Source organism: Aggregatibacter actinomycetemcomitans DSM 8324 (assembly GCF_000372365.1).
Taxonomy (GTDB): Bacteria; Pseudomonadota; Gammaproteobacteria; order Enterobacterales; family Pasteurellaceae; genus Aggregatibacter; species Aggregatibacter actinomycetemcomitans.
This window is the reverse complement of record NZ_AQUU01000002.1, coordinates 39748-64192: the sequence shown is the minus strand read 5'-3', so window position 1 is coordinate 64192 and position 24445 is coordinate 39748. Positions and strand designations below refer to the sequence as shown.

Genomic DNA, 24445 nt, shown 5'->3' with positions numbered 1-24445 from the left:
GAAACGATCAAGTGTTTTTATCGCTTTTTTTAAAAAAAGAAGCGCAGATTTTTTTACAATAAATGAGATTGATTATCAGTTATGGAAGGGGTATGATCTGCCCCCTCTTTCTACTATTTATTTAAACAGATCACATTTAAAAAGGAAAAGCAAATGCCACAAATTTTTGAATTCTTACAAAATTATAGTGACTACATTATTATCGGTTTATTACTGTTTATGAGCGTATTAATGCTCACCATGGTCATCGAACGTTTCTTCTTTTTATCCCGTGTTAAAGTGAGTCAATATTCCACCATTTATGCACTTGAAATTGATTTAAACCGTAATCTCACCATAGTTTCTACTGTGGGAGCAAACGCGCCCTATGTGGGTCTCTTAGGCACAGTTATCGGGATTTTGCTGACCTTCTACCAAATCGGTCAATCCGGTGGTGAAGTAGATGCCGGTGAAATCATGCTGCACTTATCTTTGGCCTTAAAAGCCACCGCACTGGGTATTCTGGTGGCGATTCCTTCCATGATTTTCTATAACGCCTTGGGACGCAAAGTCGAAGTGAACCGTCTGAAGTGGAAAGTACTAAATTCTCAACAACATAAAAAAGAAGAACAGGATAAGGAATAACCCGTGAAAAAGTTTGATGAAATCAACATTATCCCGTTCATTGATATTATGTTGGTGCTACTTGCGATTGTGCTGATTACGGCATCTTTCATTTCCCAGGGGAAAATCCAAGTGAATGTACCGAAAGCCAGTTCTTCCGTCGCATTCAAATCCAATGAGTTGGCAAAATTGTTAACGGTAACGGCAAAAGGTGAATTATATTTCAACGATAAACCTACCAATCTTGAAAGCTTGGAGAGTGAAATCGCCGGTTGGGATAAAAAGCAAAAAGTGACGCTAAAAATTGATTCCGAGGCCTCTTTCCAGGATTTCGTTTCCGTCACCGATTTATTGGCAAAAAATGAAATTAAAGATGTAGCGATTGTGGCAACCAAAGACAATGGTGCGGACAAACCGAAACCTGCCTATGAACAATCCACCAAACCTGCAGAGCAGCCGGTCAGCAACTAGGAGAATGTTATGCAAACAGCAAAGCGTTCACTCTTAAGTTTGCTTTTGTCTCTGCTGATTCATGCTGTGATTGTTTATTTGTTGTTTTGGAGTCACGTGAAGAAATCAGATTTCAGTGCCAATAGCGTTGTCGGGGAATTGTCCACCAGCATCTCCATGGAAATGCTGATGGCGCAAGTGGAAGCTGAACCGCCACCGGTAGAAGAAAAAGCGCCGGAACCTGAAAAGCAGGAAACGGTGGATGACCCGACGGTAAAGCCGGAACCGCCGAAAGTTGAAAAACCGAAAGAGCCGGAAAAACCAAAAGAGAAGCCGAAAGAAAACCCAAAGGAAAAACCGAAAGAGAAGCCGAAGCAAAAACCGAGAACAGATGTGCCTGTGGGTGACAAAACGGTAGATTCCAATGCTTCGGTGAATTCTAAAGCCACATCAACCGGTCCGGTGACAACCAATAATCCGAATTTGGCAGGCAGTGGCGCCAGCAGCGATGAAAGAAATGCCTATTTATCGGCAATTCGACGTGAAATTGAGAAACATAAACGCTACCCAACACGTGCCAAAATGATGCGTAAGCAAGGCATTGTGACCGTTTCTTTCTCCATCGGTGCAGATGGTTCCATTAGTGGGGCGAGCATCGTAAAAAGTTCAGGCGCGGAAGATTTGGATAATGCGGCGTTAAGTGCGGTCAATAGCGCCCGCTCTATTGGTCCGCGCCCGGCGGGGATTTCATCTTCAATCAGCGTGCCGATCAGTTTCAAAATTAACTAAGCATCGGCTAATAAAAAGTGCGGTTACTTTTTCAGGTGAATTCGGTATTATGTAGCAGTTGCACAAAGATTTAGTTTATTAAAAATTCTAAAATCCCTATTAAAATTACATTTGATAGGGGTTTTTTATTGTGATACAAAAGTTCTTGAAGTACGAACCGATTGAGCAATTACTGCTGTTAAAGGCAAAGCAAGAAATACTTGCAAGATAGGTCAATATGTTAACACAGGAAATCAATGAACTCATATCATTCATGCCTGAAGTCCCTCAACCTCCATCGTTGATAACTGCCCTTGCATTGCAAAGGTTTTACAAGAGCATAATGACTACTAGTTGCCTTATTTTGAAATTGCAGAGCCTGATTAGCCTTACGTAGTCATCCACAACTTGTTGAGGTTCATGATAACTATTACCGGGCAATCAAGCGAATTTTATTGCGATTAGAGAAAAAGGACTAGTTGAACGTGAAGGGTTTTATCGGCTTGAGGTTGCTACTTTAATTAGTAATGAGTTTCCATTTGACATCTTTCGGGCTAATTTCATGGTGTTTTATGTAGAAAAAAAGATTAATGCTCCGCGCACGGAATCTTTATGCTCTTTGGTGACTGTGATGTCTTGGTTATCGTGTTTAACAGTAAGCTCAGAGATTTCTCACAAGGTGAAAGTGCGGTAAGAGCATTGATGTAGAATACTTAATAGCATTTTACGGAGCTTATCTTTGAAGCATTGCAGGTGCGGCAGATGAACAGGTCAGTATTAAATTCTACCATACTTGCTATTCTTGCGTAATCTTAATGGTCTCATTTAAGGTTGCCATCTTGCCTTTAAAAATCGCCAATTGGCGTAAAATTTGTTTACGTTCAAGTTTTAAACTATTTAACTTTTGCTGAATTTGATTGGTGTAGATTTTTTGTATGCTACTAGTGTAATACTATCTCTTGGGGAATGTGTTTACGTTGCTAGGGAATGCGCCATTCATTTTGTTGATTAGTTGTATTCAGGCATTTATTCAATGCATTAACTGCCAGCTGCCAGATTGTCAGCGATTATCTTCACGCAACAAACGCCGCCACTTTTATCTCACAGGCTTCAAGCGGCGAAATTAAACAAGAGAAACCGAAAAAAATAAGCACTAAATTTATCTACGGTAAGATTTACAGAAGCTCAATATAGATTGATTGATAAACTTTTAGAAGTTACTAATCTTAATAAAAAAGCAGCGTTATTTAATACTGTGGCAGAATTTATGTGTATTGATTTTAACTATCTTTGATTATGTTGATTATCTTGATTTTGTTACAGGTTCAAATGTACAAAAATCAGGGCGTACTTATGCTATACAGAAAAATCGCACCTATGAATTTTTCTATGAACTTTACGAAGATTATCAGGTAAATTGGATCAATGTTCGTGTTAGAGGTGTGATTATTCTTGCCTTGTTGCATTATGCAAAATGTAAGTTAAATTTGAATTTGGACGAACTTTTAAAAGGACTAAATGATGAGTAGAGAGCTTTTAACAATTTCAATGGCAATGCTTAAACCTCGAAATGATATTGAGCATTCTCTATCTTATGGTTCCGAACCAGTTATTTATACTATGCCGACAATTTGGACGGCTATGACAATAGAAGTTTATGAGGGGCAATATAAGCAAGCTGCTGTTGCATCTATGGGGTAACCGTAGGAAAGCGGTAGTTATTTTGCTCGTTTTTTATTTTTTTCTATAAATAATATGTAAAAGATTTATAAAAGGCTTGTGAAAGACTTTTAAAAAAATTCTTTATGGTGTATAAAATACCTACTATTTATAATAGGTATAGCCATAGGATCCTTGCGTTTTGTAGTGCCTATCGCTTGATTTAATGTAATGAAACCGATTTTGTTTTCTAATAAAAAATCTGCCATTTTTAAGCATTGGCTTAGGCTACTCCCTAGTCTATCGAATTTTGTAACGACAAGTGCATCGTCCTCTCGAATATAATTAAGTAGCTCATTGAGCTGCTCTTCGTTTTTTTTCGGCTTTGCCTGAAAAAAGTTTTATATGACCGAATTTTTGCATTGCCGCTTGCTGTGGACCTCTTTAGCGTTATTTAATGGGATATATGTTGTAAGATTTCAGCAGGAGGGGAAATTGGCATGTTATCTGCTAGAAAGGTCGGCACGCCCAGTACGTTTCCAACAACAAGCAAGATCCGCAGGTTTACCGCTTCGCTGCATTAAGGCTTATAGCCTTAATAATTCACCCTTTTAAAGTGCTCAAGAAACAAACAGTGAAAAGCAAATTTTCAACCAAAGCCCATAGGGGATTTAATTGTGAACAACGAAAAAATTTCAAATATCTCTCAACAAGTAATTACTATTTTAGATATTAAACTTCACGAAACTGAAAACGATCAATTCCTTTTACATTTTGAGGGAAAAGTAAGAGGCATTGTAGTTTATTTTAACTATTGATTTTGATCATGTTTTTGTCAGTTTTTGGGATGCTCGGTTATCTTTTGTGATCGATTTCAAATTCTTTGACTCACCATAAATGGTTAAATGATCACTCCTTGATATTACTAGTAATGTGTATGAGGGGGATAGTTATGAATAATTTTAACCAACTTAGTCGCCGAGATTTTATTAAGTCATCATTGGCAGGTGCTGCCATTATAGCGGCGGATATTGTCCTGCCGTTTAATGTGATGGCGACGAACACATTAAAAAAAGAACAAGAAAGTGTGGAAAAGGTGGTATGGAGCGCCTGTACTGTCAATTGCGGAAGTCGTTGCCCGTTACGTATGCATGTTAAGGATAATCGCATTACCTATGTGGAAACCGATAATACAGGCACGGAAACTTATAATGTGGATCACCAGGTGCGCGCCTGTTTACGTGGGCGTTCTATGCGTCGTCGTGTTTATAATCCCGATCGTTTGAAATATCCGATGAAACGCGTAGGAAAACGTGGTGAAGGCAAGTTCAAACGCATCAGTTGGGATGAAGCTTTAACAGAAATTGCCGATGCCTTGAAACGTAATATTGCAAAATACGGCAATGAATCTATTTATTTGAACTACGGCACCGGTACACTGGGCGGCACCATGACCAAATCCTGGCCACCGGCTTCTACTATGGTGGCGCGTTTTATGAACTGTATCGGTGGGTATTTAAACCACTACGGCGATTACAGCACCGCGCAAATTGCTGTGGGGTTAGATTATACCTACGGAGGCGGATGGGCGCTCGGAAACGGGATGGCGGACATCGAAAACACCAAGCTTATCGTACTGTTTGGTAACAATCCCGCCGAGACACGCATGAGCGGCGGTGGCTTGACCTACTGTATCGAACAGGCAAAGCAACGCTCCAACGCCAAAATGATTTTAATTGACCCACGCTATACCGACACAGGCGTCGGGCGTGAAGACGAATGGATTCCGATTCGTCCCGGCACTGATGCGGCACTGGTTTCTGCGCTGGCGTATGTGATGATTACCGAAGATTTGGTGGATCAGCCCTTCCTTGATAAATACTGTGTCGGCTACGATGAAAAAACCTTACCGGAGGGCGCACCGCAAAACGGACATTACAAAGCCTATATTTTGGGGCAGGGCGATGATGGTATAGCCAAAACTCCGGAGTGGGCATCGAAAATCACCGGTATTCCGGTGGATCGTATTATTAAATTAGCCCGTGAAATCGGTAGCACCAAACCGGCATTTATTTCCCAAGGTTGGGGACCACAACGACGCAGTAACGGTGAACTCATTTCCCGCGCCATTGCCATGCTGCCGATTTTAACCGGTAATGTCGGCATTCATGGCGGCAACACCGGCGCACGGGAAAGTGCGTACAGCATTCCGTTTGTGCGAATGCCAACGTTAAAAAATCCGGTGAAAGCCAGTATTCCGATGTTCATGTGGACTGACGCCATTATTCGGGGACCGGAAATGACCGCACTTACCGACGGCATTCGCGGCGTAGATAAACTGTCCGCGCCGATTAAAGTAATCTGGAACTATTCAAGTAACTGCCTTATCAATCAGCACGCGCAAATTAACCGCACTCATGACATTTTGCAGGACGACAGCCAATGCGAAATGGTCATCACCATTGATAATCACATGACTTCCACCGCGAAATACAGCGATATTTTGTTGCCGGATTGCACCACTTCGGAACAAATGGATTTTGCACTGGACGCTTTCGTCTCCAATATGGCGTATGTGATTTTTGCCGACCAAGTGGTTAAACCGTCTTTTGAATGTCGCACGATTTACGATATGTTGAGCGACTTGGCGGACAAAATGGGGGTAAAAGACAAATTCACCGAAGGTCGCACACAGGAAGAATGGCTACGCTATATTTATGCACAATCCCGCGAAAAACTGCCTGAATTACCGACCTTTGAGGAATTCAGACAACAAGGGATTTTCAAAAAGGTGGATCCGAACGGTTTCAAAGTGGCATATAAAGATTTCCGCGACGACCCGGAAGCTCACCCGCTGAAAACACCATCCGGCAAAATTGAAATTTATTCCTCCCGTCTAGCGGAAATCGCCAAAACCTAGAAGCTGGCAGAAGATGAAGTGATTCATCCGTTACCGGTTCATGCGCAAAGCTTCGAGCATTATGGCGATCCGCTCATGGAAAAATACCCGCTACAACTCAGCGGTTTCCATTACAAAGCCCGCACGCACTCCACCTATGGTAATGTGGATGTGTTAAAAGCCGCCAATCCGCAGGAAGTGTGGATGAACCCCATTGATGCGCAACCGCGTGGTATTCAAAACGGCGATCTGATTCGTATTTTTAATGATCGTGGTGAAGTGCGTATTAACGTCAAGGTGACTCCGCGTATTATTCCGGGGGTCGTCGCATTAAGCGAAGGAGCGTGGTATGCACCGGATAAGGATCGCATCGACCATTCCGGTTGTATTAATGTGCTGACCACCCAACGCCCGTCACCACTGGCGAAAGGCAATCCGCAACATTCTAATTTGGTTCAAGTGGAACGCTTGTAGGGGGTGAATTATGGAACAATATGGTTTTTATTTTGATTCGGATCGCTGTACAGGCTGTAAAACTTGTGAATTAGCCTGTAAAGATTACAAAGATTTAGGCACGGAGGTAAATTTCCGTCGTATTTATGAATACACCGGTGGCAACTGGAGCCAACAGCCGGACGGTTGTTGGCTCCAAAACGTGTTTGCTTATTATATGTCCATTTCATGCAATCATTGCGCCGATCCGGCTTGTACCAAGGTTTGCCCGACAGGCGCCATGCAAAAAAATGCAGACGGTTTTGTGATTGTGAATGAAGAAATCTGCATTGGCTGTCGCTATTGCCACATGGCGTGTCCGTATGACGCGCCGCAATTCGACGCGGAAAAAGGTCACATGACCAAATGTGACGGTTGCTATTCGCGTATTAAAGCAGGGCAAAAACCGATTTGCGTGGATGCCTGTCCATTGCGCGCTCTTGATTTTGCACCCATTAAAGAATTGCGTGCTAGGTATGGTGAACAGGTCTCTATTGCACCCTTGCCTCCGGCAGAAGTGACCCATCCGAATTTGGTCGTGAAACCAAACAAAAACGCCCGTCTACGTCTAAGCGGCGATACCAACGGGTTCTTAGGTAACCCGGGAGAGGTGTAAAATGAACATAGTGATACATGAATTACCGTTGGTGGTATTCACCGTGTTGGCACAAAGTGCGGTCGGTTCCTGGCTTGTTTTTAGCTTCGTGCTTTGCACCAATTTAAATGCGCAGAGCCGTCGTTATGTGCATAAAGTCATGTTTGTGATTCTCGCTTTACTCGGCATCGGCTTTACTGCCTCCGTGTTGCACTTAGGTACACCGATCCGCGCGTTTAATTCGCTGAACCGCGTGGGCGAATCTATGATGAGTAATGAAATCGCGTCGGGGGCGTTGTTCTTTGCTATGGCGGGTATGTATTGGTTGCTTGCCATCATGCGCAAAATGCCTCTTGCACTCGACAAACTGTGGCTGGTGATAAGCTCCCTTATCGGTTTGGTTTTTATGGTGATCATGGATCAGGTTTACCACATTCCAAGCGTGCCGACCTGGAACACGCCGATGACCTCCTGCTTGTTCTTTGGCACGGTAGCATTGGGTGGCATCGCGTTAAGTTCCGCGTTGATTATGGCAAACCCGCAACGGACTTATCAACTTAGCGCCCTGCCTTGGTTATTTGCTCTGGCGGTGTTATTCGCCGCCATTGTCGCAGTTTACCAAGGTTTCTCCTTACCACAAATTCACAGCGCTATACAAAATGCCGCCGCCCTCGTGCCGGATTACGCCGCCTTCAGCGCACTACGCTTTTGTTGCTTAGCCCTCGCTGCACTCTTTATTTTCCGCAGTAAAAACATCGGTGTACTCGCATTGGCTGCCATTTTGACGCTGTTTGCCGAAATGTTGGGACGCAATTTGTTTTATGCTGCGCACATGACCCTTGGCATGGCGGTAGGTGGTTAATTGTCGTCAATAACTAAAAAAGTGCGGTCATTTTATCAGGAGTTTTTATGGATAACGGATTAATGCAATGGATTTCCACCACAGGGCGGTTATTGGGCGCGGCGTTTTATTATGCGCCCGATGACGCGCGGGTTGCTTCTGTGTTGTGTTTTTTTGAACGGGAAAATTGGCAGCAGGAATGGGCGCCCTTTGTGGATGAAAAAACGTTGGAAAAAACCACCGCACTGTTTGCCGAAGGTTTACAGCAACCGCTTGCTGAACAATATCAGGCGTTGTTTATCGGCCCGAATGCGCTGCCTGCGCCGCCTTGGGGTTCCGTCTATTTGGATCCGGAGTCGGTGATTTTCGGCAGTTCGTTGTTAGAGCTGCGTGCCTTCCTGCAACGTCATCAAATTGCCTTTCAATCTCATCAAAATGAACCGGAAGATCATCTCGGCCTGATGTTAATGCTGGCGGCATATTTGGCGGAAAATCAACCGCACTTAATGAGGGAGTTTCTCAACCGCCATTTCCTCACTTGGGCGCCGCATTGCTTACAACTGCTTGCTGCTTTGGAGGATTTCCTGTTTTATCGAGGCTTGGCGTTATTGACGTTAGCCACGCTGAAACAATGGCAACAAGCCCTAAATTTAGAGGTACCAACCGTTCGTTTTTATCGTTAACGGAAAGCGCCATATGCCAAAAAAAGAAACCTATTATCAGGCATATTTAAGCCACAACGCCATTTCCCGACGGGGCTTATTCCGCGGTATTTTCGGTGCAGTGGAACATCCGCCCGTGGAAAACCAACGTGCGGCAAATCACCCGCCGTTTGCTGCGCGGGAAGATTTATTTTGACCGTATGTAACGGCTGCGACGAATGCAAAATCGCCTGTTCTGTATAGGTGATTCGGCTGGCGCTCACATAAAGTGCGGTTGGAAATCCAAGTGTTTTCCCCACCGCACTTTTTTCCGCCTTTCCTTTATCTCGCCTTGTGTTTTCAGTATAATGGCACGCATTTTCCACCCTTCAATTCGTAGAACTGATTATGACAACATTTAATGTAAAAACTTTTCAAGGCATGATTCTTGCCTTACAGGAATACTGGGCGAACCAAGGTTGTACGGTGGTGCAGCCGTTTGATATGGAAGTGGGCGCGGGCACTTCGCACCCGATGACGGCACTTCGCGCGTTAGGGCCGGAACCGATGGCGTTTGCCTATGTGCAGCCTTCACGCCGTCCGACAGACGGTCGTTATGGCGAAAATCCGAACCGTTTGCAACATTATTATCAATTCCAGGTGGTGATCAAACCTTCACCGGACAACATTCAGGAACTGTATTTGGATTCCTTAAAAATGCTCGGTTTCGACCCGACCCAGAACGACATTCGTTTTGTGGAAGACAACTGGGAAAACCCGACGCTGGGTGCGTGGGGCTTGGGCTGGGAAGTGTGGCTGAACGGTATGGAAGTGACCCAATTCACCTATTTCCAACAGGTGGGCGGCTTGGAATGTAAACCGGTGACCGGCGAAATCACTTACGGCTTGGAACGTTTGGCGATGTACATTCAGGGCGTAGACAGCGTGTATGATTTGGTGTGGTCAGACGGTCCGCTCGGCAAAACCACTTACGGCGACGTGTTCCATCAAAACGAAGTGGAACAATCCACCTACAACTTTGAATATGCCGACACCGATTTCTTGTTCTACTGTTTCGATCAATACGAAAAAGAAGCGCAAAGCCTGTTAGCATTGGAAAAACCGCTGCCGTTGCCGGCGTATGAGCGCATTTTGAAAGCGGCGCACAGCTTTAACTTATTGGACGCACGCAAAGCCATTTCCGTAACCGAACGTCAACGTTACATTTTACGCATTCGTGCGCTCACCAAAGGCGTGGCGGAAGCCTATTACGCCAGCCGCGAAGCCTTGGGGTTCCCGGGGTGTAAGAAGTAGTTGGCAAAAGTGCGGTGAAAATCTACCGCACTTTTTAATGGAGTTCATGATGAAACCGATTCTTTATTATGCCGAAAAATGCCCTGACACCGCGCCTTTTGTGGCAGAACTGAAACGCTTGAGCGTAGAATATGACGAAGTGGAAGTGATGTCTTCCATCCCGAATTTAAAACAGTGGCTGCGTTTGCGTGATAACAACGCCGCGTTTGATACCGTCAAAGCGAAAGGCAATGCGGGCTTTCCCGCGCTGTTATTGGAAGACGGGCGGGTCATTCTGACAGAAAGCGAACTGCGCGAAATTTTCGCTTAAAAAATACCTGGAAAACTGACCGCACTTTAAAGGAAAGTTATGTCGCTGATGACCACAGAAAATACCTTTACAACAGAAATCATCGAGCTTGTTCACAATACGAAACAGCGCATGGCTGTAGCGGTGAAAAAGAAGAGAGAATGATTTTTAAAATAAGAAGAGAAAAATGAAACCATCACAAAAACTGCGACTTAACCGAGAGAAAGTGAAAGCGCTTTCTGTTCGGTTTCATTTTTCAAATTCGAGAGTATTCGGTTCGGTATTAACGCAGCAAGACACGGAGCAAAGTGATTTAGATTTACTGGTTGAACCCTCCGTGAAAACCACCTTATTTGATTATTGAGGTTTAAAAGAAGAATTAGAAACCTTGCTTGGCGTCAAAGTGGATTTGTTAACACCACGCAGTTTACCTGAAAAATTTAGAGATCATATTTTGCAAACGGCACAATCGATATGAACGAAGGAACAAAGTGAGAAACAATTTTTATGTAACCCTACGAAAAATACTTAAAAGAAAACGCTCAAAAACTTCGTTGAGAAAAAATATATGCAGAATGATGATTTAGACGAAAATAATACAGATAAACTAATTTCACTTACAAATTCTATTTTAGGAGAATTTCCTGGTGGTTCTATTGTAAGTGGAATTATTAACAAGTTAGTATCAAATCAACGTCAAGACAGAATAACTAAATATATTAGAGAACTAGAAAAAAGAATATCTAATTTAGAATGTTTGATAGGTTCAGAAGCTGAAAAATTATCTAAATATATAGCATTGTTTGAAGATGGTTTATTCTACGCTTTTCGAGCTGCTAGTGAAAAGCGTCTTGAGCATATTGCCTCTATAGTGGCGAATGGATTAAATAAAGAACAAGTACAAATATCTCAATCTATCCATTTACTCAATTTACTATCAGACTTAAATGATGAAGAGATTATTTGGTTAAGATTTTATTTACACCCAACACTGGGTGGTGATGAGGAATTTAGAGATAAACATAAGAGTACCTTAACTCTAGCTAGAAATTATATTGGAGCTTCAGAAGAAGAGGCTAATAAATCTGCTATTCAAGAGAGCTATAAAGAGCATTTAGAAAGATTAGGTTTAATAAAAACTAAATTTAATATAGATAGAAATACGAATATGCCTATTTATGATAAATCATCAGGAAAACCTAAAGGTTCTAGATATATAACTCATTTAGGAAAAATGTTGCTTAAAGAGATTGGTTTTTCTGAAGTACCATAGTTCGTAGTTGTGCGTGTAAACGCATTACAAAATTTAAAATTAAAATGGTGGAATCATGCACACCTTACAAGAGAAAACAAAATGACAACCCAAAACTTCCTAGTAGAAATCGGTACGGAAGAGCTGCCGCCAAAAGCTCTGAAAACATTAGCCACGGCCTTTGCGGATAACGTACAGGCGGAATTGAACCAAGCGGGGCTGGCGTTCGACAAAATCGAATGGTTTGCGGCACCGCGTCGTTTGGCGGTGAAGGTGTTAGCGCTTGCCACACAGCAGCCGGGCAAAGAAATTGAAAAGCGTGGGCCTGCGGTGTCAGCGGCGTTTGATGCGGAAGGCAATCCGACCAAAGCGGCAGAAGGCTGGGCGCGTGGTTGCGGGATTACCGTGGATCAAGCGGAACGCCTTGCCACCGACAAAGGCGAATGGCTGGTTCACCGTGCGAAAATCGAGGGTCAGCCGACCAAAAACTTGCTGGCGGATATCGTGGCGAACGCTTTGGCGAAATTGCCAATTCCGAAACCAATGCGTTGGGCGGACAAAACCGTGCAATTCATTCGTCCTGTTCACACGGTGACGATGTTGCTTGGCGATGAATTAATCGAAGGCGAAATTTTAGGCGTGGCAAGCGGTCGCACGATTCGTGGTCACCGTTTCTTAGGCGAGCGTGAATTTGAAATTCAACACGCGGATCAATACCCACAACTGTTGCGTGAAAAAGGATCTGTGGTAGCTGATTTCAACGAGCGTAAAGCGGAAATTTTGGCAAAATCTCAAGCAAAAGCGACCGCACTTGGCGGTGTGGCAGACATTGAAGAAAGCCTGTTGGAAGAAGTGACTTCATTGGTGGAATACCCGAATGTGTTGGCGGCGAAATTTGAAGAACGTTTCCTTGCCGTGCCTGCGGAAGCCTTGGTTTACACCATGAAAGGCGACCAAAAATACTTCCCGCTATACAAAAAAACAGAAGGCGACAAAGACGGCAAATTATTACCGCACTTTATCTTCGTATCGAACATCAACCCTGATGATCCAAGTGCGATTATCGAAGGCAACGAAAAAGTGGTTCGCCCTCGTTTAACCGACGCGGAATTCTTCTTCAAAACCGACTTAAAACAAAAATTAGTGGATCGCTTACCGCGCTTGGAAACTGTGTTGTTCCAACAACAACTTGGCACATTGCGTGATAAAACCGACCGCATCGAACAACTTGCGGGTGCAATCGCCAAACAAATCGGTGCCGACGAAGCGAAAGCAAAACGTGCGGGCTTGCTGTCAAAATGCGATTTGATGACCAATATGGTGTTTGAATTCACCGACACCCAAGGCGTAATGGGTATGCACTATGCCCGTCACGACGGCGAAGATGAAGAAGTGGCAGTGGCGTTGAATGAACAATATATGCCGCGTTTCGCAGGGGATGAATTGCCGAAATCGTTGGTGGCAAGTGCGGTGGCATTAGCCGATAAATTCGACACCCTCACAGGAATTTTTGGGATCGGACAAGCGCCGAAAGGCAGTGCCGACCCATTCGCTTTACGCCGTGCCGCATTGGGCGCGTTACGCATTATTGTTGAGAAAAACCTACCGCTTGATTTGGAAGATTTAGTGCAAAAATCAGCCGCACTTTTCGGCGATAAACTCACCAACAAAAATGTGGTTGCCGACGTGGTGGACTTTATGCTCGGTCGTTTCCGTGCGTGGTATCAAGACGAAGGCATTGCGGTGGACGTCATCCAAGCCGTGCTTGCCCGTCGCCCAACCCGCCCTGCGGATTTTGACGCCCGCGTGCGTGCCGTATCGCATTTCCGCACCTTAGATTCTGCAGAAGCCTTAGCCGCAGCAAACAAACGCGTGGCGAACATTCTTGCCAAAGCAGATGTTGCAATCGGTGAGATTAATTTGATCGCCTGCGTTGAGTCGGCAGAAAAAAACCTCGCCGAAGCCGTGCTTGTGTTACAAACGGAAGTGCAACCACTTATCGCGAAAGGCGAATACACCGCCGTGTTGGATAAACTCGCGAACTTACGTACTCCGGTGGATAACTTCTTCGACAACGTGATGGTGAACGCAGAAGATCCAACACTCCGCCAAAACCGCTTGGCGATTTTGAATACGCTACAAGGTTTATTCTTACAGGTGGCGGATATTTCGTTGTTGCAATAAAGCCAAAAATGTGACAATGCAAGACGGTTGCTGAGCTTGTCGAAGCATGAATCTTGCGTCGTTCTTAGTTAAAATCACTTATGGTTCGACAAGTTCACCGATCGTGATTTCAGGTTGAGGGACTAAAAAACGCCGTCAATTCTGACCGCACTTTTCACATAAATAAAAAGCCGAATAACATATTCGGCTTTTCGTTTTTATGTTATCGGAACTATTTATTTTTCCCTTCCAAGTACAACCATTCCGCCACTTGTTTGGCGAAGTAAGTCAGAATGCCGTCGGCGCCGGCGCGTTTGAAGCAAAGTAGCGATTCCATGATGCACTCTTTTTCTTTCAGCCAACCGTTTTGAATGGCTGCCATGTGCATGGCGTATTCGCCGGAGACTTGGTAGGCGAAGGTCGGCACGCCGAATTGTTGTTTCACGCGATAGACCAAATCCAAATACGGCATGCCCGGTTTGACCATCACCATATCGGCGCCTTCTTCCAAGTCTAACGCCACTTCCTGCAAGCCTTCGTCGCTATTGGCGGGATCAAGTTGATAGGTTTTTTTATCGCCACCTTTTAAATTACCGGAAGAACCCACCGCGTCGCGGAACGGGCCGTAATAGTTGGAGGCATATTTGGCGGAGTATGCCATGATGAGGGTATTGATAAAGCCGTTTTCTTCCAGCGCGTGGCGGATTCTGCCGATTCGACCGTCCATCATGTCGCTTGGCGCTACCACATCGGCGCCGGCTTCCGCGTGGGAAAGGGCTTGTTTGATTAACACTTCGGTGGTGATGTCGTTCAGTACATAGCTGTCCTCGTCGATAATGCCGTCTTGCCCGTGCACGGTGTAAGGGTCAAGTGCCACATCGGTTAATACGCCCAGTTCGGGATAAGCGGCTTTTAAGGCTCTTACCGCGCGTTGCACCAAGCCGTTCGGATTATAGGCTTCTTCCGCCATGAGGGATTTTTTGGTTTGCTCCACCACAGGGAACAGGGCGATGACCGGCACACCGTATTTCACCAATAATCCCGCTTCAATTAACAACTGATCAAGGGTTAAACGTTCTACATTCGGCATGGAAGGCACGGCTTCGCGGTGATTTTCGCCTTCAATAATAAACACGGGATAAATCAGATCGTCAACGGTCAGTTTGTGTTCCGCCATCAAGCGGCGACTAAAGTCCTGTTTACGCATGCGGCGTAAACGGCGGGTGGGAAAACCGGTGAAAATTTGTTGCGTCATATTCTCTCCTGAATCTGATTATTGCTTTGCGCTGTCGCTTTCATTTTGCGTCTCGTCATCTTCGCGTGGACGGTAGAAACGGGCGCATAGCACACCCACTTCAAATAACAAGCACATCGGGGCAGCGAGTAAGGTTTGTGAAAATACGTCCGGCGGAGTCAGAAGCATACCGATAAAGAAAGCGGCTACGATAATATACGGACGTTTGGATCTTAAATCTTCCGGTGTAGTCACACCCGTCCAGCACAGTAAAATAATCGCCACCGGCACTTCAAAACAAACGCCGAAAGCGAGGAACAGGGTGAGCACGAAATCCAGATAACTGCTGATGTCCGTGGCAATAGCGACGCCTTCCGGCGCGGTCTTGGTTAGGAAACTGAACACCAGCGGGAACACCACATAATAAGCAAATGCCACGCCTAAATAAAAAAGCACGGTGCTGGAAAAGAGCAGCGGATAAATCAGGCGTTTTTCATGTTGATATAATGCCGGCGCTACAAACGCCCAGATTTGATAAAGCAAATAAGGCACGGAAATAAAAACGGCAACCACACCGGTGAGTTTAATCGGGGTAAAAAACGGCGTGGCGATGTTGGTGGCAATCATGCTGGAACCGTTCGGCAGGTTCGCTGTCAGCGGTGCCGCCACAAAATTATAAATTTCGTTAGAAAAGTAAACTAGTGCAACAAACACCACGGCGACGAAAATAATGCTGCGTAATAAGCGAGTGCGTAGTTCTACCAAGTGAGTGATGAGGGGTTGAGTATCGTCAACGCTGGTCATAAGTTATCCTGATGTGAGGCTATCCCGCAAAGCACGGTTAACTTTTCTCTGAGACTTTGGCCAAATGTGCCGATGCCGTATTAGCCGGCAGCGGATTGTCCGGATCGTATTGATTGATGTAATGGGCGAGTTTTTCGTCCAGTTCGATTTCTTCCTGTTCCGCCAGCTCCGCCGGGGAAAGTGCGGTCGTTTTTTCCGTTGTTTTTGTGGCAGCGAGGGCTTCCGTTTGTGGCTCGGCATAATCTTCCACATCAAGAATATCGTAATTAGCCATTGGGTTGTATTGGTCTGTGCCAGGATGAAGGTTGTCATTTTCACCGCCGTTTTCCACCGCACTTTTCGTTGCCTGCGCCTGTTTCAGTTGAACCACCTGATCCTGAAAAGTGGTGTTGGTGTCGTTGTCTTTTTGCTCCAACTCGGCACGCAATTTATCGGCGGAGGCTTTCAGTTCTTCAACGGTGTTACCCAATTCCGGTGACAAGGCTTTCAGGTTCAGGCTTTCCGCTTTTTTGATACTTTCTTGCAATTCCTGCAATTTGAGTTCCTGTTTCAGCTCGTTTTGCACGTTCGCCGCCAAGCCACGAATGGTACGCACCCAGCTCATCACGGTGCGAATCGCCACCGGTAAACGTTGTGGGCCTAGCACCACTAAGCCCACAATGCACACCAATACGATTTCGGAAAAGCCAATATCAAACATGGATTAAGCCTGTTCTTTCTCTTTATTTTTTTCTTGTTCCGGTTGTGCGTTTTGTTCTACTTTACTAAACGTCGCATCTTCCGGTTTATTTTCTTCGTTCATGGCTTTTTTGAAGCCTTTCACAGACTCACCTAAGTCCGTGCCCAAGGTGCGCAATTTTTTCGTACCGAACAGCAACACGATAATTAAGACCAAAATCGCTAATTGCCAAATGCTAATGCCGCCCATAAAAACCTCGTTATTCTGTCTAAAATTGATAAGTAAAAACGTGCCTGACTATACCCGTTTTGCACGGTTTGAACAATAGCCAGGGTTGATTATTTTTACATTTCTTGATTTAGTTCATATCACCCTTACGCCATAGTGGGCAAGGGCTAACGTAACAATAAACCGAGCAGCTAAATCACAAAAGCAAGTGAAAAAAGCACCGCACTTACCCAGTCCGGCTGCCGCAAGATAGAAAAAGATGCTACGGCACCGATGACACGCTGTTGTAACACATCCATGACGTTTTCCGGCAGCTCGGCAAAATGCTCACGCCAGTAAGGCAGTTTTTGTTTGTCTACAGCAACGATATTGCATAAAAATTGACCGTACTTTGCTTAACCGGATTAGAATTCGGCGTTAACCTTAAGAAGCCGATTGCTTCAACTTCTCAATCGCCTCTTTATTGAACAAATAATGAGTGCCGCAGCATTCGCATTGCATATCGATGGTGCCTTGGTGTTCTGCCAGAATTTGTTCGATTTCTCCTTCGGAAATCAATAACAGCGCGGCGCCGGAGCGTTCTTGCGAGCAACCGCAGTGAAAACTTACCGCTTGTGGCGGGAAGAGTTCCACGCTTTCTTCGTGATATAAACGGTATAACAATTCTTCCGCCGTTAAACCGAAAATTTCTTCTTCTTTAATGGTTGCCGTTAGCGTTGCCAAATGTTCGAAATCTTCCGGTGAACCGGAACCGTCCGGCACGATTTGCAACAACACGCCCGCGCTGACCGGTCTGCCGTCATATTCGCCGGTGCGAATGATGAGCTGGGTTTGTAGCTGTTCGGAGCGCATGAAATAATCTTCCAAACATTCGCTGATAGTCGGTTTGTCCAACGGTACAATGCCTTGATAACGTTCGCCTTCTTTTCGTGCAATAGTAATCACTAATACGCCTTTGCCGATCATTTGATGCAGGCTCATGCTGTTGTCAATGTCGCCTTGTAAGCGGGCAAGGGCGCGGATTTGTTGTTGGTTATTGCCATTTACAAGCGCCAATTTTAACGGACCGTCGCCCTGAATTTGCACGGTGATGTCGCCGTTAAATTTTAAGATGGCGGTGAGTAAGGCGGTGGCGACCATCATTTCGCCCAGTAAGTTGCGTACCGCTTGGGGATAATGATGGGTGTTTAAGGTATCGTTGAAAGTTTGATTTAAACGCACCCATTCGCCACGCACGGCGCGATCTTTGAACAGGTAGCGATAAAGTTGGTCATTGCCTTGAGTATAATTTGTCATCTTTATTGTTCCTAAATGAATCATGTTCGCCAAATGTGAGGGCGTTTGCGCCGATTACAAGGCGCGCTTATTCTTGGTTGCGGTGTTTGAATTTAAGCAGATCGCGGCGTTCTTTTTTATCGGGACGGCGATCGGGGTGGGGCATGGAAAGGGCATTCATTTTGCGAGCCATAGCGAGTTTTTCGCGGTTGGCAACACTTTGTTCTGTTTCACGATAGAGCAGCTGCGCTTCCGCTGCGCCGCGTCGTTGGGTGGATAACGCCAGCACCGTGATTTCTCTTTCTTCGCTGCCTTGACGTAATTTTAAGGTTGCGCCCACTTCCACGATTTTATTCGGTTTGCTGCGTTGACCGTTGTAATGCACTTTGCCGCCGTCAATCATCTCTTTGGCGAGGGTACGGGTTTTATAAAAACGCGCTGCCCACAGCCATTTGTCTAAGCGAACTGCGTCTTTTTCATCGGTTGTTTGCTGATGTTTTGCCATGTCGCTGCTCCGTTACAGTAAAGTGCGGTAGTTTTTGATGGAGAAATGCCGCGCGAAGGATTTATCCGCCAGGGTGCTGTCGGGATTTTCCACGCCGATGGTATAAGCGATGCCGAACTGTTTGGCGCTGTCTAATACCGGCTCCGTGTCGTCAATAAATAGGGTTCTGCCGGGATCAAAAGGCGTGAACTGTTGCAGGCGATGCCACAGGGATTGTTCCACTTTCGGCGCATTAAACTGATGGCTGGACAGCAGCAGATCAAAGTGCGGTGCTAAATCGCAGTGTTTTAGCTTTTCCTGCAGACTGAACGGGTGGCTGTCGGTGAGCAAAATCAGCTTTTTGCGCCGTTCGTGGGCGGCTTGTAAAAACGGGTAAACATCCGACCGCACTTTGATGTAGTCGCGCTGTTGTTGTAATAGTTCGCGCAACGGCAAATCCAGATTTTCCGCCCAAAAATCAATGCAATACCATTGCATACTGAATTTCAGCTGTTGATAACGGCGATGAATCAGCTCGCGGCTTTGTTCCACGGAAACCTTAAATTTATCGGCATACGCCTGCGGAACGATATTTTTCCAGAAGCGGTGATCGAAATAAAGATCAATCAGCGTGCCGTCCAAATCCAGAATTACGGTTTCAATTGCCTGCCAGTTAAATTTTTGTTTATTCATTCCGTTGCAGTCCCTTTTCTTTGTGAAAATAGTGGGGTATGGTATCGCTATTTCAGCTGTTTGTAAAACAAGGGAAGGCGATGACAACGTTACAAAAACCACAAATTCTAAATATAAAAACCGTAGCAAAATCAACAATTTTTGAAATTCAGTCGGTAGATTTGAAATTCGCCAACGGGGAGCACCGCACTTATGAACGTTTTCGTCCCGGAAAGTATGCGGCGGTGATGGTGGTGGCTATTGACGGCGAGGATTTATTGTTGGTGCGTGAATATGCCGTGGGGACGGAACGTTATGAGCTGGGGTTTGTGAAAGGCAGAATGGACGCGGGGGAAACGCCGGAACAAAGTGCCAATCGGGAATTGCAGGAAGAAATCGGCTTGGCGGCGAAATCCTGGGTGCATTTGCGCACCATTAATATGTCCGTGGGGTTCATGAATAACCCGATGCGCATTTTACTGGCGCAGGATTTTTATCCGAGCAAACTGGAAGGCGACGAGCCGGAACCGTTGGAAATGGTACGCATACCATTGGCTAAAATCGACGATTTGTTAGCGGATCCGGAATTTAATGAAGCGAAAAATCTGACCGCACTTTATCTGGTGAGGGATTATTTACAACGGAAATAACGTCTCACATTGCACGATATTTCCCCGGGGAAATGCCGTAATAGGATTTAAAGACTTTCGTAAAATGCGTGTCCGATTGATAACCCACTTCCGAAGCAATGACGGAAATGGGTTTTTGGGTGTTTTTCAGTAATACGCCGGCAATATTCATTCTTATGATGGTCAGAAATTTACCGGGCGGAATCCCGATTTTTTGTTTGAATGCGCGGATGAAGTTGGCACGCGACATAGCACAACTTTCCGCTAAGGCTTCCATGCTCCAGCTTTTTTTAGGCGTTTCCACCATAGCATTTACCGCATTTTTTAAACGTTTATCCTGCAAAGCGCCGAGAATGCCTTGGTTGACTTGATGATGTTGCAGATAATCTCTGATCAGGTAAGTAAAGAGAATATTGCATAGCGCGTTGACCACCACTTTGCTGCCTAAATTTTCCTCGGTTTCTTTGCGCAGTAATTCCAGTAGCGCCATGATGGCGATGTTATTGCTGGAAAGATACCAATGGGGCAAGTTAAAAAGTAGGTTTTGGGCAAGATTGAGATAACGGAAATAACCGCAGAACATTTCAAAATCATCGGATTCGCTTGTGCTGTTACGATGCAATGTAAATGCGCCCTGCGTGGTTTCGGTAATCGGGCTTTCTGTTCCCGCGCCGTGATAAAGGCTATGTTCCTCACCATAAGGCAGGAAGATCACATCGCCCGGTTTTAGATGGCAGGTTTGATTTTTCAGCCGAATCTGACATTCGCCGCGTGACACAATGTGAAATTTGCCGATTAAATTGGGTTCCTGCTTGTGATGAATCAGCCAGTCTCCCCGGAAACGGCAGAGGATATTGATTTCTCCTTCAATGCCCGATAATCGGATAAGCTGATCTAAGTAGTCCATATTTCAATGTTTGCCCTGATTAAACGAAGAAGCCTATCACAAGGTGATAAGCTTCAGTTAGATTTTACAATTAGACGGATTGTTTCGCCTTTAACCACCGATTTGCACATTCGGCGGCGGCAACCAATCCTCCTGCCATCATGATGATATCTTTAATAACCAGCCGCCCTGCCGCAGATAAATAAGGGAAACCATAATTCGGCGTTGGTAAATCACCGCCCAAATTAGGCACCCAGGTCTCCGGTGTGAAAATAAGGAACGACAAAGTGACGATGGACATCCCGAACGTGAGCAACCCGCCAAATAAGCCCAATGTCGGCGACCGGATGCCGGCTAAGGTTAATAAACCAATGGTTACAATCATTGCACCGATAATATAAGAGGCGGTGTAAGTGCCGTTCGCTTTATGCCATTCAATATTTTTCACCACCATTTTACCCTCCGGATTTTTATAAAGAGTATATTCTTTCACCAGCTCGCCTTTGTCATTTTGTACTAAATTCGATCCGTTTTTGTACAAGAAACTTAAAAACGGACTATTAGATACAAAATGCGCAATGCCGTCAGCTTCATATTGACAGACTTTTAAGCCACCAATCCAGACCATTACGATACAAATGGCAATGCGTACAAAATTAATAAATTGGCGTTGCATCGGTGCAACAATTTTAGCAAGTAATTCAATGAATGCATTCATTTTTAGCCTCACGGAAATTCATAATTAAGTGGATGATACGAAACCTTTAGCGGTTATTTACCTAAGTAGAATTAGGTTTGGTGAACTATATCGGATATTTAAGATAAATAAATTGATATGCTCCAAGATTCCTTACTATTGATACTAAAACAGATGAACTTAAGATTATAACGATGTCCTGCGGCTATTTATTTTGCTACCGAGTAGACGCCAATGAAAGACTCGTAATTAGAAATATATTAAAAAATACGATATAAATTTAAATAAAATTCAATTTAAGTAAAATAAACTGAATGAATCTTGATTGTTTTATAATTTTTTGCCAAGGTATCGTCGTTTTTTATAAAAAATTAATGAATAGGTATGTTATGCAATCGACAAATTTAAAAGAACTGACCTTTCGGGGGATATTGCTTGGGGCGCTGATTACAGTGCTGTTCACTGCATCTAATGTTTATTTAGGTTTAAAAGTGGGAGTAACTTTTGCTTCCTCTATTCCGGCAGCCGTGATTTCCATGGCGGTACTGAAATTCTACAAGGATTCCAGTATTTTAGAAAATAATATGGTGCAAACCCAAGCCTCTTCTGCGGGGACACTTTCTTCCGTGATTTTCGTATTGCCGGGTTTGTTAATGATGGGCTATTGGCAGGATTTTCCGTTTTGGCAAACCATGTTGATTTGTGCGGCGGGCGGTACTTTGGGGGTATTATTTACTATTCCGTTACGTCGTGCCATGGTAGTAAACAGTGATTTGCCTTATCCTGAGGGTGTGGCAGCGGCAGAAATTTTAAAAGCCGGTAATCACACTGATGGTGACAGCGGTGTGAAAGACATTTTTTACGGCGGCGTGCTGGCGAGTATAGTGGCGTTTTTAACCAATGGTCTGCGCGTGATGGCAGATAGCGCCAGCGGCTGGTTCACCGGATTTGGTGGCAAAGCCGTCTTTCAGGTACCGATGGGATTTTCTTTAGCCTTATTGGGCGCGGGTTACTTAATCGGTATCGTGGGTGGGATTGCGATCTTACTGGGTACGTTGTTCGCTTGGGGTTTTGCCGTACCGTTCTTTACTATGTCCGGTGATATGCCGGCTGATGCCACTATTGCGGGCTACGCGATGGACGCATGGAAAACCAAAGTACGCTTTATCGGCGTAGGGACTATCGGTATTGCGGCTATCTGGACCTTATTGATTCTACTAAAACCGATGGTACAAGGTATGGCGCATTCTTTCCGTATGTTGAAGGGACATCAGGCAGAATACGAACATCGTATTGATATTGACCTATCGCCGAAAACCATGATTTATATTTTGATCGCGACTGTTATCTTGATTGTGATTTCTTTACATCACTTTATCGCTGCCGCACCGATTTCACCTGAATTAACACTCTTATTGGTGGTGGTTTGTACATTCCTTGCAGTTTTTATCGGTTTTTTCATAGCGGCAGCGTCCGGTTACATGGCCGGGCTTGTAGGGGCCTCTTCCAGCCCGATTTCCGGTATCGGGATTATTTCCGTCATCGCGATTTCTTTGGTGTTGGTTTCTATCGGTAATGCATCCGGTTTATTTGAAACCACCGATGGACAGAAATTTTTGACCGCACTGACCTTGTTCACCGCTTCCATCGTGCTCACCACAGCAACCATTTCCAACGACAACCTGCAGGATTTGAAAACCGGCTTGTTGGTGGAAGCCACCCCTTGGCGTCAACAGGTGGCATTGATTATCGGTTGTTTCGTGGGTGCGTTAGTGATTGCACCGGTATTGGAAATTCTATACCACGCTTATGGCTTTACCGGTGCCTTACCGCGCCCGGATATGGATCCGTCACAAGCCTTATCCGCACCGCAAGCCACCCTGATGACCACCATTTCACAAGGGATTTTCTCCAACAAATTGGAATGGACTTACATCTTAACCGGTGTGGGCTTAGGTGCCGTGTTGATTATTATCGACAGTTTCCTGAAAAAAGTGAGTAACAAAACCTTCGCGTTGCCGGTGCTTGCTGTGGGGATTGGTATTTACTTACCGCCTTCTATTAATATGCCGGTGGTATGCGGTGCGGTGTTGGCGTGGTTGATCAACCGTCACATTAATCGCTATGCGGCCCGTACCGGCGATAAGGAGCCGGGCAAGCGGGCAGAACGTTTCGGCACCTTGTTCTCTGCCGGTTTAATCGTAGGCGAAAGCTTGATGGGCGTGGTATTAGCCTTCATTATTGCGGCATCCGTGACCTCCGGCGGTTCTGAAGCGCCATTGGCGTTGAATCTGGAAAATTGGGACACCATCGCCGAGGTGCTGGGTTTAATCGTCTTTGTTCTCGGCATCGTGATTTTCACCTCTCGCGTATTACGTGCAAAAAAATCTGCATAAGCTGAAAAATTCCTCTACAATGGGTTACCTCCGGTAGCCTATTTTTTTACTCGGGAACCCTATGTCGCCTAATTATCCTTATATTAAAACATTGGTTATATTTCCTCTGCTTGCTCAACTTATCGGCACCATCATCAGCATTTGTGTGGATGACAATACTGACAGTTTGCTCGGCACTGCCGACGTGATCCTTTTTAGTCTGTTATCGACTTTTATCGTGGCAACCGTGCCCGCTTTTTTGATTGCACTGTGGACAAAAATTTATCGCTATACGCGCTATAACATGATGGCGATTGTGTTAATCTCGCTGATTATCGCTTTTTGTTATGGCAACGTAGCTAGCTTTATCTACATGACGTTCTCTCAGCCAAACATGACGTTTGGTATTTGGCTGCGTAGCGGCGGCATTGATATGGCGTTTTTACTGAGTTTCGGCATGGCGTTGTATTCAGTTCTTGTCTTGCCTTTGTTGTTACCGCAAACCAGATAAACGGC

27 protein-coding genes and 1 pseudogene are annotated in these 24445 nt (G+C 45.0%); 18 read left to right on the top strand and 10 right to left on the bottom strand.

The window, feature by feature from the left end:
* Positions 1–153 precede the first annotated feature (153 nt).
* The 5 genes from exbB (at position 154) to A3CS_RS0101445 (ending at position 3522) form a co-directional block, all read left to right on the top strand.
* Positions 154–624 (top strand): TonB-system energizer ExbB, encoded by a 471-nt coding sequence (gene exbB, locus A3CS_RS0101470; protein WP_005538526.1) that lies wholly within the window; start codon positions 154–156, stop codon positions 622–624.
* Between the two features lie 3 nt (positions 625–627).
* On the top strand, positions 628–1074 hold the full coding sequence (gene exbD / locus A3CS_RS0101465) for a TonB system transport protein ExbD (protein ID WP_005545047.1): 447 nt from the start codon (positions 628–630) through the stop codon (positions 1072–1074).
* Positions 1075–1083: 9 nt separating this feature from the next.
* On the top strand, positions 1084–1842 hold the full coding sequence (locus A3CS_RS0101460) for an energy transducer TonB (protein WP_019518169.1): 759 nt from the start codon (positions 1084–1086) through the stop codon (positions 1840–1842).
* Between the two features lie 1253 nt (positions 1843–3095).
* Entirely contained in the window at positions 3096–3350 is a 255-nt protein-coding gene (locus A3CS_RS0101450) for a hypothetical protein (protein WP_005566968.1), read from the top strand.
* Positions 3343–3522 carry a hypothetical protein gene (locus A3CS_RS0101445; protein WP_019518167.1) on the top strand — a complete coding sequence of 60 codons (180 nt, stop codon included), beginning with the start codon at positions 3343–3345 and terminating at the stop codon, positions 3520–3522. The genes A3CS_RS0101450 and A3CS_RS0101445 overlap by 8 nt, the downstream gene beginning before the upstream one ends.
* Before the next feature lie 89 nt (positions 3523–3611).
* Here A3CS_RS0101445 and A3CS_RS1000000111270 read toward each other — a convergent pair whose 3' ends face one another.
* A complete protein-coding gene (locus tag A3CS_RS1000000111270; RefSeq protein ID WP_080630339.1) occupies positions 3612–3821 on the bottom strand; it encodes a recombinase family protein in 210 nt (69 codons plus the stop codon).
* A gap of 611 nt (positions 3822–4432) precedes the next feature.
* Here A3CS_RS1000000111270 and A3CS_RS01000000110765 point away from each other — a divergent pair.
* The 10 genes and pseudogenes from A3CS_RS01000000110765 (at position 4433) to glyS (ending at position 13987) form a co-directional block, all read left to right on the top strand.
* Positions 4433–6853: pseudogene (locus A3CS_RS01000000110765) on the top strand (DMSO/selenate family reductase complex A subunit).
* Between the two features lie 10 nt (positions 6854–6863).
* On the top strand, positions 6864–7487 hold the full coding sequence (locus tag A3CS_RS0101435) for a DMSO/selenate family reductase complex B subunit (protein WP_005545058.1): 624 nt from the start codon (positions 6864–6866) through the stop codon (positions 7485–7487).
* A 1-nt stretch (position 7488) separates the two neighbouring features.
* Positions 7489–8328, top strand: coding sequence for a DmsC/YnfH family molybdoenzyme membrane anchor subunit (locus tag A3CS_RS0101430; protein ID WP_005545061.1), 840 nt, complete (start codon positions 7489–7491; stop codon positions 8326–8328).
* A 47-nt stretch (positions 8329–8375) separates the two neighbouring features.
* Positions 8376–8990, top strand: a complete 615-nt coding sequence (gene dmsD, locus A3CS_RS0101425; RefSeq protein ID WP_005545063.1) for a Tat proofreading chaperone DmsD — start codon at positions 8376–8378, stop codon at positions 8988–8990.
* A gap of 13 nt (positions 8991–9003) precedes the next feature.
* Positions 9004–9165 (top strand): ferredoxin, encoded by a 162-nt coding sequence (locus A3CS_RS0101420; RefSeq protein ID WP_005545066.1) that lies wholly within the window; start codon positions 9004–9006, stop codon positions 9163–9165.
* Between the two features lie 191 nt (positions 9166–9356).
* Positions 9357–10262, top strand: a complete 906-nt coding sequence (gene glyQ / locus A3CS_RS0101415) for a glycine--tRNA ligase subunit alpha (RefSeq protein WP_005555339.1) — start codon at positions 9357–9359, stop codon at positions 10260–10262.
* A 49-nt stretch (positions 10263–10311) separates the two neighbouring features.
* Positions 10312–10572, top strand: coding sequence for a hypothetical protein (locus tag A3CS_RS0101410; RefSeq protein WP_005587962.1), 261 nt, complete (start codon positions 10312–10314; stop codon positions 10570–10572).
* Between the two features lie 166 nt (positions 10573–10738).
* Positions 10739–10915: a nucleotidyltransferase family protein gene (locus tag A3CS_RS0101400; RefSeq protein ID WP_005545073.1), complete on the top strand. Its 177-nt coding sequence runs from the start codon at positions 10739–10741 to the stop codon at positions 10913–10915.
* A gap of 204 nt (positions 10916–11119) precedes the next feature.
* Entirely contained in the window at positions 11120–11824 is a 705-nt protein-coding gene (locus tag A3CS_RS0101395) for a hypothetical protein (RefSeq protein WP_005545076.1), read from the top strand.
* Between the two features lie 81 nt (positions 11825–11905).
* Positions 11906–13987 carry a glycine--tRNA ligase subunit beta gene (gene glyS / locus A3CS_RS0101390; RefSeq protein WP_005545078.1) on the top strand — a complete coding sequence of 694 codons (2082 nt, stop codon included), beginning with the start codon at positions 11906–11908 and terminating at the stop codon, positions 13985–13987.
* Positions 13988–14198: 211 nt separating this feature from the next.
* On the opposite strand, the gene hemB is transcribed toward glyS, so the two are convergent.
* From hemB to yrfG, 7 genes are all read right to left on the bottom strand, one after another.
* Positions 14199–15221, bottom strand: a complete 1023-nt coding sequence (gene hemB / locus A3CS_RS0101385; RefSeq protein WP_005545080.1) for a porphobilinogen synthase — start codon at positions 15219–15221, stop codon at positions 14199–14201.
* Between the two features lie 18 nt (positions 15222–15239).
* Entirely contained in the window at positions 15240–16004 is a 765-nt protein-coding gene (gene tatC, locus A3CS_RS0101380; RefSeq protein WP_005545082.1) for a twin-arginine translocase subunit TatC, read from the bottom strand.
* 37 nt (positions 16005–16041) lie between these two features.
* The gene (gene tatB, locus A3CS_RS0101375; RefSeq protein WP_005545085.1) at positions 16042–16704 is read right to left on the bottom strand and encodes a Sec-independent protein translocase protein TatB; all 663 of its coding nucleotides are present in this window, start codon (positions 16702–16704) and stop codon (positions 16042–16044) included.
* Positions 16705–16707: 3 nt separating this feature from the next.
* A complete protein-coding gene (tatA, locus tag A3CS_RS0101370) occupies positions 16708–16932 on the bottom strand; it encodes a Sec-independent protein translocase subunit TatA (RefSeq protein WP_005545087.1) in 225 nt (74 codons plus the stop codon).
* Positions 16933–17334: 402 nt separating this feature from the next.
* Positions 17335–18207: an Hsp33 family molecular chaperone HslO gene (gene hslO / locus A3CS_RS0101360; protein ID WP_005545089.1), complete on the bottom strand. Its 873-nt coding sequence runs from the start codon at positions 18205–18207 to the stop codon at positions 17335–17337.
* A gap of 67 nt (positions 18208–18274) precedes the next feature.
* The gene (hslR, locus tag A3CS_RS0101355) at positions 18275–18691 is read right to left on the bottom strand and encodes a ribosome-associated heat shock protein Hsp15 (RefSeq protein WP_005545092.1); all 417 of its coding nucleotides are present in this window, start codon (positions 18689–18691) and stop codon (positions 18275–18277) included.
* A gap of 12 nt (positions 18692–18703) precedes the next feature.
* Positions 18704–19363 carry a GMP/IMP nucleotidase gene (gene yrfG, locus A3CS_RS0101350; RefSeq protein ID WP_005545094.1) on the bottom strand — a complete coding sequence of 220 codons (660 nt, stop codon included), beginning with the start codon at positions 19361–19363 and terminating at the stop codon, positions 18704–18706.
* 80 nt (positions 19364–19443) lie between these two features.
* Here yrfG and nudE point away from each other — a divergent pair, with 80 nt between their 5' ends.
* On the top strand, positions 19444–19992 hold the full coding sequence (gene nudE / locus A3CS_RS0101345) for an ADP compounds hydrolase NudE (protein ID WP_005545096.1): 549 nt from the start codon (positions 19444–19446) through the stop codon (positions 19990–19992).
* A 4-nt stretch (positions 19993–19996) separates the two neighbouring features.
* Here the strand turns inward: nudE and A3CS_RS0101340 are convergent, their stop codons facing one another.
* Together A3CS_RS0101340 and A3CS_RS0101335 are read right to left on the bottom strand one after the other, a co-directional pair.
* Entirely contained in the window at positions 19997–20878 is an 882-nt protein-coding gene (locus tag A3CS_RS0101340) for a cupin domain-containing protein (protein ID WP_005545098.1), read from the bottom strand.
* 70 nt (positions 20879–20948) lie between these two features.
* Complete coding sequence (locus tag A3CS_RS0101335) at positions 20949–21575, bottom strand: YkgB family protein (RefSeq protein WP_005545101.1); 627 nt, start codon at positions 21573–21575, stop codon at positions 20949–20951.
* Positions 21576–21943: 368 nt separating this feature from the next.
* On the opposite strand from A3CS_RS0101335, the gene A3CS_RS0101330 reads away from it, so the two are divergent.
* Positions 21944–23950 carry an OPT family oligopeptide transporter gene (locus A3CS_RS0101330; protein WP_012820871.1) on the top strand — a complete coding sequence of 669 codons (2007 nt, stop codon included), beginning with the start codon at positions 21944–21946 and terminating at the stop codon, positions 23948–23950.
* Between the two features lie 61 nt (positions 23951–24011).
* Complete coding sequence (locus A3CS_RS0101325) at positions 24012–24440, top strand: hypothetical protein (protein ID WP_005545105.1); 429 nt, start codon at positions 24012–24014, stop codon at positions 24438–24440.
* Positions 24441–24445: the final 5 nt, after the last annotated feature.

What these genes read in the sequence shown, in the direction of transcription:
- exbB (WP_005538526.1), top strand. Translation starts at nt 154, where the DNA reads ATGCCACAAATTTTTGAATTCTTACAAAATTATAGTGACTACATTATT.
- A3CS_RS0101460 (WP_019518169.1), top strand. Translation starts at nt 1,084, where the DNA reads ATGCAAACAGCAAAGCGTTCACTCTTAAGTTTGCTTTTGTCTCTGCTG.
- A3CS_RS0101445 (WP_019518167.1), top strand. Translation starts at nt 3,343, where the DNA reads ATGAGTAGAGAGCTTTTAACAATTTCAATGGCAATGCTTAAACCTCGA.
- A3CS_RS0101435 (WP_005545058.1), top strand. Translation starts at nt 6,864, where the DNA reads ATGGAACAATATGGTTTTTATTTTGATTCGGATCGCTGTACAGGCTGT.
- A3CS_RS0101430 (WP_005545061.1), top strand. Translation starts at nt 7,489, where the DNA reads ATGAACATAGTGATACATGAATTACCGTTGGTGGTATTCACCGTGTTG.
- dmsD (WP_005545063.1), top strand. Translation starts at nt 8,376, where the DNA reads ATGGATAACGGATTAATGCAATGGATTTCCACCACAGGGCGGTTATTG.
- A3CS_RS0101420 (WP_005545066.1), top strand. Translation starts at nt 9,004, where the DNA reads ATGCCAAAAAAAGAAACCTATTATCAGGCATATTTAAGCCACAACGCC.
- glyQ (WP_005555339.1), top strand. Translation starts at nt 9,357, where the DNA reads ATGACAACATTTAATGTAAAAACTTTTCAAGGCATGATTCTTGCCTTA.
- A3CS_RS0101410 (WP_005587962.1), top strand. Translation starts at nt 10,312, where the DNA reads ATGAAACCGATTCTTTATTATGCCGAAAAATGCCCTGACACCGCGCCT.
- A3CS_RS0101400 (WP_005545073.1), top strand. Translation starts at nt 10,739, where the DNA reads ATGAAACCATCACAAAAACTGCGACTTAACCGAGAGAAAGTGAAAGCG.
- A3CS_RS0101395 (WP_005545076.1), top strand. Translation starts at nt 11,120, where the DNA reads ATGCAGAATGATGATTTAGACGAAAATAATACAGATAAACTAATTTCA.
- glyS (WP_005545078.1), top strand. Translation starts at nt 11,906, where the DNA reads ATGACAACCCAAAACTTCCTAGTAGAAATCGGTACGGAAGAGCTGCCG.
- hemB (WP_005545080.1), bottom strand. Translation starts at nt 15,221, where the DNA reads ATGACGCAACAAATTTTCACCGGTTTTCCCACCCGCCGTTTACGCCGC.
- tatC (WP_005545082.1), bottom strand. Translation starts at nt 16,004, where the DNA reads ATGACCAGCGTTGACGATACTCAACCCCTCATCACTCACTTGGTAGAA.
- tatB (WP_005545085.1), bottom strand. Translation starts at nt 16,704, where the DNA reads ATGTTTGATATTGGCTTTTCCGAAATCGTATTGGTGTGCATTGTGGGC.
- tatA (WP_005545087.1), bottom strand. Translation starts at nt 16,932, where the DNA reads ATGGGCGGCATTAGCATTTGGCAATTAGCGATTTTGGTCTTAATTATC.
- hslO (WP_005545089.1), bottom strand. Translation starts at nt 18,207, where the DNA reads ATGACAAATTATACTCAAGGCAATGACCAACTTTATCGCTACCTGTTC.
- hslR (WP_005545092.1), bottom strand. Translation starts at nt 18,691, where the DNA reads ATGGCAAAACATCAGCAAACAACCGATGAAAAAGACGCAGTTCGCTTA.
- yrfG (WP_005545094.1), bottom strand. Translation starts at nt 19,363, where the DNA reads ATGAATAAACAAAAATTTAACTGGCAGGCAATTGAAACCGTAATTCTG.
- nudE (WP_005545096.1), top strand. Translation starts at nt 19,444, where the DNA reads ATGACAACGTTACAAAAACCACAAATTCTAAATATAAAAACCGTAGCA.
- A3CS_RS0101340 (WP_005545098.1), bottom strand. Translation starts at nt 20,878, where the DNA reads ATGGACTACTTAGATCAGCTTATCCGATTATCGGGCATTGAAGGAGAA.
- A3CS_RS0101335 (WP_005545101.1), bottom strand. Translation starts at nt 21,575, where the DNA reads ATGAATGCATTCATTGAATTACTTGCTAAAATTGTTGCACCGATGCAA.
- A3CS_RS0101330 (WP_012820871.1), top strand. Translation starts at nt 21,944, where the DNA reads ATGCAATCGACAAATTTAAAAGAACTGACCTTTCGGGGGATATTGCTT.
- A3CS_RS0101325 (WP_005545105.1), top strand. Translation starts at nt 24,012, where the DNA reads ATGTCGCCTAATTATCCTTATATTAAAACATTGGTTATATTTCCTCTG.